The 14,298-nt window shown below is 72.1% G+C and carries 9 protein-coding genes; 1 reads left to right on the top strand and 8 read right to left on the bottom strand.

What is annotated here, in order from left to right:
- Window positions 1-3 precede the first annotated feature (3 nt).
- The 6 genes from RB608_RS05645 to RB608_RS05620 all read right to left on the bottom strand — a co-directional run bounded on the left by RB608_RS05645 (window position 4) and on the right by RB608_RS05620 (window position 6,722).
- Window positions 4-2,079: a CocE/NonD family hydrolase gene (locus tag RB608_RS05645; RefSeq protein ID WP_308086835.1), complete on the bottom strand. Its 2,076-nt coding sequence runs from the start codon at window positions 2,077-2,079 to the stop codon at window positions 4-6.
- An 85-nt stretch (window positions 2,080-2,164) separates the two neighbouring features.
- Complete coding sequence (locus RB608_RS05640) at window positions 2,165-2,290, bottom strand: hypothetical protein (RefSeq protein WP_308086834.1); 126 nt, start codon at window positions 2,288-2,290, stop codon at window positions 2,165-2,167.
- A complete protein-coding gene (locus RB608_RS05635; RefSeq protein ID WP_308086833.1) occupies window positions 2,272-3,327 on the bottom strand; it encodes a hypothetical protein in 1,056 nt (351 codons plus the stop codon). Before RB608_RS05635 ends, RB608_RS05640 begins: the two co-directional genes overlap by 19 nt.
- Before the next feature lie 124 nt (window positions 3,328-3,451).
- Window positions 3,452-4,288: a DUF4097 family beta strand repeat-containing protein gene (locus tag RB608_RS05630; RefSeq protein WP_308086832.1), complete on the bottom strand. Its 837-nt coding sequence runs from the start codon at window positions 4,286-4,288 to the stop codon at window positions 3,452-3,454.
- A gap of 57 nt (window positions 4,289-4,345) precedes the next feature.
- The gene (locus RB608_RS05625; protein WP_308086831.1) at window positions 4,346-4,891 is read right to left on the bottom strand and encodes a toxin-antitoxin system HicB family antitoxin; all 546 of its coding nucleotides are present in this window, start codon (window positions 4,889-4,891) and stop codon (window positions 4,346-4,348) included.
- Between the two features lie 205 nt (window positions 4,892-5,096).
- Window positions 5,097-6,722, bottom strand: coding sequence for an AMP-binding protein (locus tag RB608_RS05620; protein WP_308086830.1), 1,626 nt, complete (start codon window positions 6,720-6,722; stop codon window positions 5,097-5,099).
- Between the two features lie 135 nt (window positions 6,723-6,857).
- On the opposite strand from RB608_RS05620, the gene RB608_RS05615 reads away from it, so the two are divergent.
- Entirely contained in the window at window positions 6,858-7,835 is a 978-nt protein-coding gene (locus tag RB608_RS05615) for a hypothetical protein (protein WP_308086829.1), read from the top strand.
- A gap of 67 nt (window positions 7,836-7,902) precedes the next feature.
- Here RB608_RS05615 and RB608_RS05610 read toward each other — a convergent pair whose 3' ends face one another.
- Both RB608_RS05610 and RB608_RS05605 read right to left on the bottom strand, forming a co-directional pair.
- The gene (locus RB608_RS05610; RefSeq protein ID WP_308086828.1) at window positions 7,903-11,295 is read right to left on the bottom strand and encodes a (Fe-S)-binding protein; all 3,393 of its coding nucleotides are present in this window, start codon (window positions 11,293-11,295) and stop codon (window positions 7,903-7,905) included.
- A gap of 196 nt (window positions 11,296-11,491) precedes the next feature.
- Complete coding sequence (locus tag RB608_RS05605) at window positions 11,492-14,089, bottom strand: hypothetical protein (protein ID WP_308086827.1); 2,598 nt, start codon at window positions 14,087-14,089, stop codon at window positions 11,492-11,494.
- Window positions 14,090-14,298: the final 209 nt, after the last annotated feature.

Here is a 14,298-nt window from a genome sequence, read left to right as displayed (position 1 = left end):
GCCTCAGCGCACCGCCATGGTCAACACCGACGGGTACTGCGGCCCGGTGTGGACGGTGACCGGAACCAGCTGCGTGAGCAGGTCGGTGACCGGCGAGAGCAGGTGCGGGACGTCGAAGGCCTGTACCGCGATCCGCAGCCGGTGGCCCTTCGCGATCACCGCGCCGGTCGGGAAGATCTCCACGTCGACGGGCGCCACCTGACCGGCGGGCAGCGTGGCCTTCGCCTCCCGTGTGAACGGGTGATAGGCCTGCAGCAGCTCCCCGTCGAGATAGCGCGAGCGCTCCTCGTCGAGCGCGCGGTGCGCGATGGTCTGCCAGCCCCCGCTGATCCGGGAGACCGTGCCGTCCGGCGCGACGTCCTCGACGGCCACCGACAGCATCCCGTCACCGCTCGGGGTCGAGACGTGCAGCCGGGCGTTGAGCGGGCCCTGGAAGCGCACGTCGGCATCCAGCGGCGCGGTGTCGAAGGTGACGCCGCCGAGGTCGTTGAGCTTGTTGTCCTCGAAGCACGGCAGGTCCGGGAGCAGCGCGTTCGGCAGGCCCGCGGTCCACTGGTTGGCCGAGCGGGTGCACAGTCCCGTCACCGGCAGCGGCGGTACGACGGCCGAGCCCGCCTCCGGCGTACCGGTGGTCAGGGCGCCGGCCTTCCCGCCGACCGCGGCGGAGCCCGAGAGCCGGTAGCTGCGCGCGGCGAGGTCGTCGTCGATCCACTTCGCCTTCCGCACCCACGCGCCGGACCCCTGCTCGTAGTAGGTGAGCGGCGCGATCCGGTCGAGCTGGCCGTCGATCCCGCGGATGTACTGGTCGAACCAGCGCAGCTGCAGCTCGGCGAGCGAGCCGTAGCCCGCCTTCCCGACCTCGGCGCCGGCCGAGCCCTGGAGGTGGTCCCACGGGCCGAGGATCAGCTTCGTCGGCACGCCGCGCTGCTGGAGCCGCTCGAAGACGAGCGGGGTGCCGCGCTGGAAGAGGTCGAACTCGCCACCGACGAGGAAGGTCGGGACGGTGACCTTGTCGAGGACGTCGATCGGCGATCGCTCGCGGTAGAACGGGCCGTCGTACGCCGGGTCGCCGCCCAGCAGCGCCTGGGTGGCGAGCGGCAGGGTGAAGGTGAGCCCGCCCATCAGATGGTCGAGGACCATCGCGATCCCGGCCTGCGGCTCCTGCAGTCCGTAGGCCGGCGGGACCACGCCGGTCGCGGTGACCAACCCGAGCCACAGCGGGATGAAGCCGACGTCGATCTGCCCGCCGGACGCGACGACGTCGCGGTAGACGTCGGCCGCCGGGACCTGCGGGAAGATCGCCTTGAGCCCCTTGGGCTGCTGGGCCGCGGCGAACAGCTGGGAGATGCCCATGTACGACGCGCCGGTCATGCCGACCTTGCCGTTGCTCCACGGCTGGGCGGACGCCCACTCGACGATCGCGCCGGCGTCCTTGCCCTCCCGGGCGCTGAACGCGCCCCACTGGCCCTGGGAGCCGCCGGTGCCCCGCGCGTCGACGGTGAGCTGGGCGTAGCCGCGCTTGACGAGGTACGCCGGGTCGGCCCCGGAGAGGACCGCGCCCGCGCCGGCGGAGAGGACCGTCTTGTTGTAGGCGGTGATGGTGACGATGACCGGGAGCGGGGTGGCGACCGGCTCGCCGTCGGCACCGGCCGGGCGCTGGAGGTCACCGCGGAGGACGACGCCGTCGTCCATCACGATGGGGATGTCCCGGGTCGCGACGGTGGCGCTGTAGTCGGCCGGACGCGGGGTCCACGGCGCGACCACCGCCGGGGCGGGTGCCGTCGTGGTGCCGGGTCCGCTCGCCGGCGGGACCGCGGTCGGCAGGGGGACCGCCGCCGCGCCCTTCTTCGCCTTGCGGCACTTCTTGTGCTTCTTGTGCTTCGCGGCCTTCTTGCACTTCTTCGGCTTCTGCGCGACCGGTGCGGCCGCGCCGGACCGCTCGGCCGATGCCGCGTGCCGTGCGGCGCCGTCGGCCGGCGTACCGGCGGCATCGCCGGCGAGGGGGAGCACGAAGCCGGCGGCGAGGCCGGTGCTGAGCAGGGCCGCCACCAGGCGGCGGCGCAGGGCGTGGTCGGTCATCCGGAGGTCCCTCCCGTGGTCTACTCACGGGTAACGACCGGAGGGTGGCGTCGGTCACGCGGGGCCGCTTCGCCCGCCGGCGGCCTCAGAACAGGAAGCGCGCGTAGCCGCGACGCGCGGCGCCGGCGACCCGGGTGAAGTCACCACCGACCGAGAGGGCGTCGACCGTGCCGGCCACCGGGCCGTCGCGGGTCAGCCCGAGGGCCCACACCCCGTAGGTGCCGTTGGCGCCGGGATCCCACGCGGTCGGTGCGCCGTCGGCCGCGAGGAACGAGCCGAGGTGGAGGCGGTTGAGCTTCGCCTCGGGGAAGCCGGAGAAGTGTCCGCCGACGTACACCTCGTCCGCCGTGGCCGCGATGGCCTGGACGTCTCCCGAGGTGCGGACGCGGTACAGCGGCAGGCTGCTGAGCGTCGGTCGTAGGCCCACGTCCGGTTGTTGGTCGTGCCGAAGAAGAGCCGGCCCGTCGGCGAGACGTCGAGCGAGATCGCGACACCGCCCTCCGTCGGCGCGAACGCCGTCGTGGCACCGGCGGGCGTCAGCTCCGCCGCGCCGGGACGGGACTGTCCGCCCATGACGGAGAAGGAGCCACCGGCATAGAGGCGGGAGCCGTCGTCGGTGAGCCCGAGTGCGCGGACCGTGTTGTTGGGCTGGGGTGCGAACGCCGGGTCGACCGCACCGGTCGTCTGGTCGAGCGCCGCGAGCCGAGCGATGGCGCGCCCGCCGACCCGGCTGAAGCTGCCGCCGACGTAGAGGCGACCGGTCCTGTCGGCGGCCAGCGCGCGAACCGTGTTGTTCGAGGTGGTCGTCGACCACCCGGTGACGAGTGCGCCGGTGTCCGCGGTGACCGCGGCGAGCCGACGCGGCTGGCCGTTGATGGTGGCGAAGGTGCCGCCGACGTACACCTTGCTGCCGTCGGCGGACGCCGCGAGCGCATAGACGATGCCGTCGGTCGCCGGGGTCCACGTCGGGTCGAGGGAGCCGTCCGCGCGCACCGCGGCCAGGTTGGCGCGTGGGGCGCCGTTGACCGCGGCGAAGGAGCCGCCGAGGTACGTCGTGTCGCCGATCTGCGTGATCGCGTAGACCACGCCGACGACCGTGCAGCGCGCGGCCGCGTCGTCGTACACCACGCAGTCGACCTTCGCGGTCGACGTCGTCGTCGACGACGGACTCGCCTGGGCGACGGCCGCGAGCGCCGTCGTCGCCAGCACCACCACCGCGATGCACATGCCCCGCAACCGTCGCCTCATGAGCCACTCCCCCAGGTCCACCCGGCTGCCGGTACAGCCGTTGTCGCGACGGTAGGACGGCGCTCCGAGATCCGGCGTCACCGCAATTGGGGTAGTTCCGCCGCGGCAGCGACCGCGCCCTGCCTCAGGCGGGGACGAGGGCGATGTCGCCGGAGACCGTGGTCGCACGGAGCTCCACGTGGTCGGCGCCGGGCTCGGGGCGCCCGACCGGCGGCAGGGTCGAGCTGACCCGGCCGGTCACGGTGGTGACGTCGGTCCACACCGGCGTGCCCGCGGGGATGCCGACGTGCACCCGCGTGGACGCGCCCTTGACCTGGATCCGGCCGCGGTGCGCCGTACGGACGACGACATCACCGGACCCCGTCTTGCTGGTGACGTCGGCCCGGCTCTCGCCGACCTCGAGGTCGCCGGAGCCGGTCTTGACGACCACCGTGCCGAGCGCCTGGCCCAGGCACACGTCGCCCGACCCGGTGGACACCGTGGCGGTGCGGGCGAGCCGGCCGAGGTCGACGGCGCCCGACCCGGTGCGGACCCGGACGTCGCCCTCCACCTCGGCGACGCTGATGTCGCCGGAGCCGGTCTCGACGACGACGGTCCTGGCCTGGTCGAGGGTGACCACGCCCGAGCCGCTCTTGAGCCGCGCCGTCATGAACCGGCCGCCGGCGGTGATCGACGCGCTGCCACTGCGGGCGTCGAGGTCGCTGTCGAGCGGTACGACGACCTCGATGTGCAGCTCGTCGCCGCCGCCGAAGATGCCACCACGGGGCCTCGGCGCGCGAACGGCGACACGGCGGTGGTCCTGGGTCACCCGCACCTCGTCGGCACGGGCGCCGGTGACCGTGATGTCGGTGGTCGCCTGGTCGGCGGCCCGGACGACGATCCGGCCGCGGCCGTTCTCGACGTGGAGCTTCACCGGGCCGGGAGTCTCGAGGACCTGGCGGAGGGGTTCGTGGGCGGGCATCGGGTCTCCTGTGTCGGTGGGCGAGGGGGTGAGCACGGTGAGGGTGGGCGCGGGGGGTCAGAGCCAGCCGGTCATCCGGCGATTGCCGCCGCCGGGCGTCGTACCGAACGGGAAGTCACCGGCGAACGGCCGGCTGGACAGGTCGACGTCGACCCGGAGCGCGCGCTCGCCGGTGGCCGCGCGGATCAGGGTGACCAGCCAGGTGTTGAGCGACTGCCCGGCGTGGGCGGCGGCGTCGTCGGCACGGGCCTTGAGCGACTCCGGCAGCCGCAGGCTGACCCGGGCCTGCCCCTCGTCCTCGGCGGGCGGGTCGGCCGGCGCCGGGCCGGTGACCTGCTGCGGCAGCGCCGGCTCGTCCGGCGCGCCCGGCGTGACCACGAAGTCGAGGTCGCGACCGTCGAGCCGGACGTCGACGCTGCCGGCGGACATCGTCGCGGTGATCTCCGCCGCCGCCTGACTGATCGCCTCCATCACGGCGAGCCGTACGGCCGGGTCCAGCGCGTAGCCCAGTCGCTCGGCCACCTCCCGCGCCTGCGGCCCGGCGCTGTCGGCAGCCGCCAGGAGGTCCCGGCGGAGGCTGTCGACGTACGGCGTGATGTCCATGTGCATCACTGTGACATCACCATGACGTCATTTCAAGTCACTCCGATGTCATCTCGCCGACCCGTCGCAGATGGAGTCAAAAAACGCACCGACCCGGCGCAGATTGAACAGGGTGGGGTTCAACCTGCGCCGGGTCGAGGGCGATCAGAGTTCAGTCTGCGCCGGGTCGGCGGTGATCGCGGTTCAAGCTGCGCCGGGTCGGCGCTCAGGCCAGACCGAGCAGCTCGGTCGACCGCTCGCGCATCTCCACCTTGCGGATCTTGCCGGTGACGGTCATCGGGAACTCGTCGACCAGCAGGACGTAGCGCGGGATCTTGTAGTGGGCGAGCTTGCCGGTCGCGAAGGCGCGCACGGCGTCGGCGTCGAGGGGGTCGGCCCCGGCACGGAGCCGGACCCAGGCGCAGAGCTCCTCGCCGTACTTCTGGTCGGGTACGCCGACGACCTGGACGTCCTCGACGTCGGGGTGCGTGTAGAGGAACTCCTCGATCTCGCGCGGGTAGATGTTCTCGCCGCCGCGGATGACCATGTCCTTGATCCGGCCGACGATATTGGCGTAGCCGTCCTCACGCATGACGGCGAGGTCGCCGGTGTGCATCCAGCCGTCGGCGTCGATGGCCTCGGCGGTCTTGGCGTCGTCGTTCCAGTAGCCGAGCATGACGGAGTAGCCACGGGTGCAGAACTCGCCCGGCTCGCCGCGCGGCACCGTCTCCCCCGTCACCGGGTCGACGATCCGGATCTCGACATGGGGCGCGGCGCGGCCGATGGTCGACGTACGACGGTCGAGGTCGTCGTCCGCCCGGGTCTGACAGCTCACCGGGCTGGTCTCGGTCATGCCGTAGGCGATCGACACCTCGCTCATGTGCATGTCGTTGATGCAGCGCTTCATCACCTCCACCGGGCAGATGGAGCCGGCCATGATGCCGGTGCGGAGCGTGGCGAGGTCGTAGTCGGCGAAGTCCGGCGCGTTCTGCATCGCGATGAACATGGTCGGGACGCCGTACACCGCGGTGCAGCGCTCGTCCTGGACCGCCCGCAGGGTCAGCGACGGGTCGAAACCGGGCGCGGGGATGACCATGGTGGCGCCGTGGGTGACGCAGCCGAGGTTGGCCATCACCATGCCGAAGCAGTGGTAGAAGGGCACCGGGATGCACAGGCGGTCCTGCTCGTCGAACCCGATCAGCTCGGTGACGAAGTAGCCGTTGTTGAGGATGTTGCGGTGGCTGAGCGTCGCGCCCTTCGGGAAGCCGGTGGTGCCGCTCGTGTACTGGATGTTGATCGGGTCGTCGGGCGCCAGCTCGCGCTGGCGTTCGGTGAGAGCGCCCGCGGGGAGGTCCCGACCGGCATCGACCAGGCGCTGCCAGTCGTCGCCGTCGACGTACAGCGTCCGCTCGAGACCGGGCACCTCGCCCCTGGCCGTCACCTCCTCGACCATGCCTCGGTAGTCGCTCGTCTTGAAGCTGGTCGCGGCGAGCAGCAGGCGCAGGCCGGACTGGTTGACGGCGTACGCGAACTCGTGGGTGCGGTACGACGGGTTGACGTTGACCAGGATCGCGCCGGCCTTGGCTGCGGCGAACTGGGCGATCGTCCACTCGGCGCAGTTGGGCGCCCACATCCCGACCCGGTCGCCCTTCGCGATGCCGAGGCCGATCAGGCCGCGGGCCGCCTCGTCGACCGCGCGGTCGAACTCACGCCAGGTCCACCGGCGTCCGCTCGCCACCTCGACCAGCGCCTCACGGTCCGGCCATCGCGCGACCGTGCGCTCCAGGTTGGCACCGATCGTCTCGTCCAGCAGGGGCGTGGTGGTCTCGCCGGCGGCGTACGACTCCGTCATGCCCCCATGGTGACGCCCCGGTGACCGCCATCACACCCCTCGAAAGTGGGTACGTCGCCGCCGTGGTCCGGGCGCCTTGTCCACAGCCCAGGAGTCGCGGGTGCGACGGCGGCCGGACCGGGGAATCCGTCGGGCATGTCCCCGCCAGATCCGGGCCTGCCCGCATCCTTGCTCGCGCTGCTCGAGGTCCAGGCCGGCGTCGTCGCCCGGCGTCAGGCACTCGCCGGTGGCCTGACCCGCCACGACGTCGATAGGATGCTCCGCCGGCGGGCGTGGTCCACGGTCCACCCCTGCGTCTACGTCGATCACACCGGGGCCCTCACCTGGCAGCAGCGGGCGTGGTCCGCCGTACTCGCGTGCTGGCCGGCGGCGCTGGAGGGCCGGTCCGCGATCCGGGCCCACGAGGGACCCGGGCGGAGCGGTGCCGAGAACCGGCCGATCGAGGTCATCGTGGCCCGCGAGCGAAGGATCCGGCCGCCGTCCGGGGTCGTCGTCCATCGCTCGGCCCAGTTCGACACCGCGGCCCAGTGGAACCTGTCCCCGCCGCGCCTCCGGTACGACGACGCGGTGCTCCGGGTAGCCGACGGGACCGCCCGCGAGCTCGATGCGATCGCCACCCTCGCCGATGCCTGCGGCGCCCGGCGTACGACCGCCGCCCGCCTGCGCGAGCGCCTGGACCAGCTGCCGCGGCTCCACCGGCGCGCGTGGCTCGCCAGGATCCTCGACGACGTCGCGCAGGGCACCTGTTCGGTCCTGGAGCATGGCTATCTCACCCTGGTCGAGCGGCCCCACGGCCTCCCCCGCGGCGAGCGTCAGGTCGCAGCGCTCGGCGGTGACCATCGAGCCCTGCTCCGCGACATCGTCTATCGCGATCGCCGACGGACCTGGACGCAGATCGTCGAGCTCGACGGGCGACTGGGTCACGACGGCACCGGCGGACGGGACAAGGACCTCGAACGCGACCTCGACGCCGCCCTCGACCGGGAGCACACCGTGCGCCTCGGCTACGGCCAGGTGTTCGAGCGCGGCTGCGCGACCGCGGTCAAGGTGGCCCGCCTGCTGCAGGTCCGCGGCTGGCCGGGCGCCGGGCACCCCTGTCCACGCTGCGCGTGATCCCCGAGACGCGAAGTGTGGAGCGCGGTGCGCACGATCGCGGCACCACACTCCACACTTCGCGACCTCAGAGGTCGAAGAGGGACTCCGCGGCGTTGATGTCGGCGTCGGTCCTCGGCTGGTGGGTCTCGCCGGAGGACGGCGCCGGCGCGGCCGGGGCAGCCGCCTCGGGCTCCGGGGTCGGCTCGGGTTCCGGGGTCGGCTCGGGTTCCGGGGTCGGCTCGGGCTCCGGGGTCGGCTCGGGCTCCGGGGTCGGCTCGGGCTCCGGGGTCGGCTCGGAAGTCGGCGCGGGCTCCGCCGGGGCGGCCGGAGCAGCCGCGGCGGCGGGAGCCGCCGGAGCAGCGATGTCGAACAGCGAGCCCATCGCGTTGAGGTCGACGTCCGTCGCCGGGGCAGCGGCCGATTCCGCGGGGGCCGATTCCGCTCGGGCCGGCGTAGCCGGAGCCGGCTCCGGCTCGGCGGCCGATGCCGCCGGGGCGGCCGGAGCAGCCGCAGCGGCGGGAGCCGCCGGCGCCGCGATGTCGAACAGCGACCCGCCGGCGTTCAGATCGACCGACGGCGCCGGGGCAGCAGCCGGAGCCTCAGCCTTCGGAGCCTCAGCCTTCGGAGCCTCAGCCTTCGGAGCCTCAGCCTTCGGAGCCTCAGCCTTCGGAGCCTCAGCCTTCGGAGCCTCAGCCTTCGGAGCCTCCACCTTCGGAGCCTCCTCGGCGGGGGCGGCGATGTCGAACAGCGAGCCACCGGCGCCGAGATCCGCCGCGGGCTTCTCGGCGACCGCCGGCTTCTCCTCCGCCTGCGGTGCCGCGGGGGCGGCCGCCGGGGCGGCCGGGGCGACGGGTGCCGGGGTGTCGAAGAGCGAGCCGCCCTCGTCGAACAGCGAGCCGCCATCCTCGGGGGTGGCCGGCTTCTCCTCGACCGGGGTCGCGGGGGCGGCGGGAGCCGCCGGGGCGGCCGCCGCGGGCGCAGGCGTGTCGAAGAGCGAGCCCGGGTCGTCGAACAGCGAGCCGCTGTCGGCGCCCTTCGCCTCGGGTGCCGCCTTCGCCTCGGGAGCCGCCTTCGCCTCGGGCGTCGCCGGGGCCGGCGTGTCGAACATGGAGCCCGGGTCGTCGAACATCGACGAGCCGCCACCCGAGGACGCAGCCTTCGCAGCGGGGCCGACGTCCTCGGTCGCCACGACGGTGTCCTCGGTGATGGTGACGTCGCCGGCCTCCGGCTCGGCCTTGGTCTCCACCGGTGCGGCCTTGGCCGCGGGCTGGAGCGGCGCACCCTGACCGGGCAGCAGCTTGGTGGCCTGCTCGCCCTTGACCGAGGCGAGCAGCATCTGCGCGACGTCGAGGACCTCGACCTCCTCGCGGGCCTCGCCGTCGGCCTGCATCTTGGTGAGACCGTCGGAGAGCATCACGCGACAGAAGGGGCAGCCCACGGCGACCTGGTCGGCACCGGTGCCGACGGCCTCGGCGGTGCGGTTCAGGTTGATCCGCTCGCCGATGGTCTCCTCCATCCACATCCGGGCACCACCGGCGCCGCAGCAGAAGGACTTCTCCTTGTTGCGCTCCATCTCGGCGAACTCGGCGCCGGGCAGGATCTCGAGCAGGTCGCGCGGGGGCGTGTAGACCTGGTTGTGACGTCCCAGGAAGCACGGGTCGTGGTAGGTGATCTTCCGGTTGTGCGCCCCGGCCCCAGACTCGACCGGCGTCAGCCTGCCCTCGCGCACGAGCCGGTTGAGCAGCTGGGTGTGGTGGATGACCTCGAGCTCGAGACCGAGCTGGCGGTACTCGTTCTTGAGGGTGTTCATGCAGTGCGGGCAGGTCGAGACGACCTTCTTCGCCTTGGCATCGGTGAGCGTCTCGATGTTCTGCTGCGCGAGGCCCTGGAAGACGAACTCGTTGCCGGCGCGGCGGGCGGAGTCGCCCGTGCAGGTCTCGCCGTTGCCGAGTACGCCGAACGAGACGCCCGCGAGGTCGAGCAGCTCGGCCACGGCGCGGGTGGTCTTCTTGGCCCGGTCCTCGTAGGCGCCGGCGCAGCCGACCCAGAACAGCCAGTCGACCTCGTCGAGGGACTCGATCGAGTCACCCACGACCTTGACGTCGAAGGGCAGGTCCTTGGCCCAGTCGAGGCGTGCCGTGGGTGACATGTTCCACGGGTTGCCCTTGTTCTCCAGGCCCTTGAACAGGCCGTTGAGCTCGGAGGGGAAGTTCGACTCGACGAGCACCTGGTAGCGGCGCATGTCGACGAAGTGGTCGACGTGCTCGATGTCGACGGGGCACTGCTGGACGCAGGCGCCGCAGTTGGTGCAGGCCCACAGAGCGTCCTCGTCGACGACGAAGTCGCCGCCCTCGGGCATGTAGAACCAGTCGTCGACGCCCTCGCTCTGCTCATGCCCGGCGGACCCGACCAGCGCCCGCTGCTCGGCGCCGCCGGCGACGGCGTACGCCTCCTCGCGCATCGCCATCATCATCAGCTTCGGCGAGAGCGGCTTCTCGGTGTTCCACGCGGGGCACTGCGACTGGCAGCGACCGCACTCGGTGCAGGTCGTGAAGTCGAGGATGTCCTTCCAGGAGAAGTCCCAGATGGAGCCGGCGCCGAGCATGGCGTCCTCGTCGAGATCGTCGACGTCGTCGAGCGTGATCGCCTTGCCGCCCGAGGTGAGCGGCTTGACCGCGCCGAGCGCGGTACGACCGCTGTCCTCGCGCTTGAGCCAGATGTTGAACCAGGCGGTGAAGCGGTGCCAGGCGACACCCATCGTGAGGTTCGTGGAGATGACGATGAGCCAGACCATCGCGGAGACGATCTTGATCATCGCGATGACGTAGATGATGTTCTCGAGCGAGCCGATGGAGTCGTGGCCGGTCGGGTAGAGGTTGCCGAAGGCCTGAGAGATCGGGAAGTGCAGGCCGGTGGCGTGCTCCGCATGCTCCCCGCCGTGGGCCTGGGCCAGGTTGTACTCCGCACCCCGGATGAACAGGATCGCGGAGCTCTCGAGGAGGACCATCGCCTCGACGAAGTACGCCTGCCACATGGTCGACCCGAAGAACCGGCTCTTGCGGCCGAGCTGCGTGGGCTTGTGGGTGAGGCGGTAGACGATCAGCGGGATGATCGCGAGCGTGCCGAGGAGGCCGAGCACCTCGGCGACCCACTCGTAGACGAACCACTTGCCGATGATCGGGATCGTCCACTCGGCGTCGAAGAGCTGGAAGAACGCCGCCGCGACGGCCGTGGAGAGGAAGAGGAAGGCGGCGAAGGCGAACCAGTGCAGGATCCCGACCCAGGTCCACTGCAGCATGCGCGTGTGGCCGAAGGTCTCCTTGACCATGGTCACCGTGCGGCCGACCGGGTTGCCGGTGCGACCGGGCGCCGGCTGGCCACGCTTGATCACGCCGAGCATCGAACGCACGGCACGCGCGGTCAGGGCGACGGCGACGACCGACACGGCCAGGGAGACGACGATCGCTACGATCTGCATGGTGTCCAACAGCTCCTCAGCCGGCAGGGAGTCATAGGGGCCGCGCACAGGAGTGCGCCCGACGAGCCTAGTGCCGAGCGAGGGATCCCCCGGCGATAGGCAAGCCTTACCCACGTACGCTGGCGCCGCGGGCACCGCGGATACTACCGGCAGGTAACTTCTGGGTCCCGCCCGCCTCCACCGCCGGCGCCGCGCCTCACCGCCGGAACCGCACCTTCTTGACCGTGCCGTTGGGCCGGAGCTTCACGACGACGGTCACCTTGACCGTCCGCTTGGTCTTCTTGCCGTTCTTCTTCACCTTCTTCGCCTGGGCGCAGAAGGTGAACCTCTTGTCGAGCCGGAGATAGGGCTGGCCGACCTTCGCGATCACCCGGTCGGTGGTCATCCGCTTGCGGACCATCCGCTTCCCGAGCTTCTTCGCCTTGGCCAGCGACATCCGCAGCCCCGGGTTGCGGCACGAGTCCGGGCGCACGCCGTACGCGCGCTCCCACATCTGCAGGTACGCCTCGGCGCCGCGCGCCATGTCGTCGACGATCTTGGCGCCGTCGCCGCGCTGCTGCGCCTCGGCGACCTGGCGCAGGTCCTCGACCCAGTCGGGATAGAGGCCGTACTGGGCGACGCCGTCGGTGTTGATGTCCCACACCCGCTGGCCGGCGCGCTGCTTGTCGACGGTGACCCCACCGAGGCCGACGAAGGGATAGCGCACCGGGTTGGGTACGCCGGCGCCGCGCGGGTTGCCCTGGGCGCCGAGTCCGTTGATGTCGGCGCCGAAGCCGAAGCCGAAGTAGTAGCGGGAGTCGGCCCAGCCCAGGTGGCGGCGCCACTTCTCGACGAAGCCGGTCGAGTCGCCGGCGTACGGCGTGATGAACCCACCGGAGCGGTAGATCCGCGGGTAGGTGTCGGGGGTCGACCAGGAGTGGCTGGAGATGACGCCGGCGTACCCCAGGTCCTCGATGACGTCCATCGAGGCGGCGCGCGCCTTGACGGAGAGGTGATCGGGGTCGAACACCATCCTCCGCTTCGCGAGGCCCTCGATGGTGTGGACGCCGAGGTCGGTCAGGCCGCGTCTGTTGCAGTGCGCGGGCTGCGGGTAGAGCGGCAGCGCCGGGAGGATGCCGAGCACCTTGCCGAGCGCCCCGAACAGCGCGTCCTGCTGGCCGGCACTGATGTCGGGCAGGGTGATCTGGGCGTTGTCGGCGGACTCGCCGTCCGCGGGCTCGCAGTGCTCCATCGCCCAGAACGTGCCGGTCTCGAGGAAGTTGGCGGCGTTGACCAGTGGCCCGATCGCGCCGGCGTCGCCGGCGACTCCGGCGAGTGCGTTGTCGAACTTGTTGACCAGCTCCATCTGGCGTACGCCGAGCGCCTGCATCTCGTCGAGGTTCGCGTCGATCTCGGCGGCGCTGCAGGCCGGGAAGTCACGGCCCAGCACCGTCTTGTAGGTGCAGCCGAACGGGATCGACGTCTCGATCCCCATGACGACGGCCATCTTGCCGGCGTTGATCACCCGGCGCGCCTCGAACGGGTCCTGCACGATCCGGTAGAAGCCCTTGCCCGGGCCGCCGAATTGGGCGTCGATGTAGTCCTGCATGACGCGCATGTCCTTGGCCTGCAGCCGGATCGAGGTCATGTCGTCACAGGAGTTCCGCTTGAGCGGGTAGAGCTGGCAGAGCTTGTTGTTCTCGACGAGCAGGTTGACGAAGAGCCGCTGCCCGCCGCGCCAGGCCCGCTCCAGCCACCGGTAGTAGGTGCCCTCGTGGGTCAGCGACTCCGGCGCCGGCCAGTCCTTGAAGGTCGGCCAGCCGACCGGGTCGTGCGACGGCTTGCCGGACAGCACCGACTCCAGCAGCGCGCCCTTGCCCCCGGTGAGCTTGTGGTCGGCGCAGTCCTCCAGTGCGTACGGCGCGCCGTACTCGTGCCAGGGGCGGCCGCAGTGCACCTTGCCGCCGAGGAACTCGAAGGCCATGCCGTGGGTGTGCGCGTCGACGAAGCCCCGGACCTCCTGGTACGGCGCGGCGCCGCCGAAGGGCTCGCCGCTCACGTTGATGTCCGCCTCGGGGTACGCCGGGCAGCCGCCGACCAGGCGCAGCTGGAAAGGGGTCGCGGCCGGACCCGTCGTGAGGGTGCGCCCCTGCGCGACGAGGGCGCCGGCGCCGTCGATCTGGAAGGTGAAGGCGCCGGGCCCGCCGGAGACCGTCCAGTCCGCGGCCGGGCCGGGCTTGGCGGCGATCTCCACCGACCCGTTGCCGTTGCGGGTGAGCTCGCCCTCGGCGGTGTGCAGCAGGTAGCCGCCGAGCCGGGTGGCCTTGAAGTAGTAGGGGCCGAAGGTGCCCCCGCCGCCGCTCAGCGCGTAGCAGCCGCCGGCCATCGCGAACCGGTCGGCGGGCGCGGGCGTGCGGGCCGGGTAGGCCGCGGTCGGCACGAGCCTCGGGTCGGGCAGCGCCCGCTCGCCGTCGACGTACGACGCGGCGGCCCGGCGCTCCGCGGCCGAGGTCGGGTCGACCGCCGCGCCCAGGTCGTCGCCGACGGCCAGCCCGCGGGCGACGTCGTTCTTGGTCGCGGGGTCGTTGTGGTCGTGCGGCGCCAGCAGCGCGTCGTCGTGGGGTACGCCGAGCTCGAACTTGCGCTGCTCGGCTGCGGCGGCGAGCGTCATGGTCCCGTCGTTCGCGCGGGCGCCCGGCGCCGTGCCCCCGGCCGTCGGCACCGTGAGCGCCACCCCAACCACGGACAGCGCGACCAGCGCGGCCAGTCCGACCCGCTGCCACCCCTGCGTGGGCTCGACCTGTGCTTCGACCACCACTCCACCTCCGCGCTCCGGGCGCACGACAGTGACCCCGATCACCCCGTCCAACGACGCCGGCGGTCCCGGGTGACGGTGAATGTGAATCGCTGTCACATTCGGGATGACGGTGCGACCCCGTGGCACGGACGTGGCCGCCACTCCTGCCCCCGGGAGCGGCGGTTGAGGATTTCTCGGGCTACTACGCCGTGCGGGCAGCGGTACGC

The organism is Nocardioides sp. LHD-245, assembly GCF_030929495.1.
In the GTDB taxonomy this organism is placed as follows: Bacteria; Actinomycetota; Actinomycetes; order Propionibacteriales; family Nocardioidaceae; genus Nocardioides.
The sequence above is the reverse complement of the archived record's forward strand: the minus strand, read 5'-3'. Positions and strand labels throughout refer to the sequence as shown.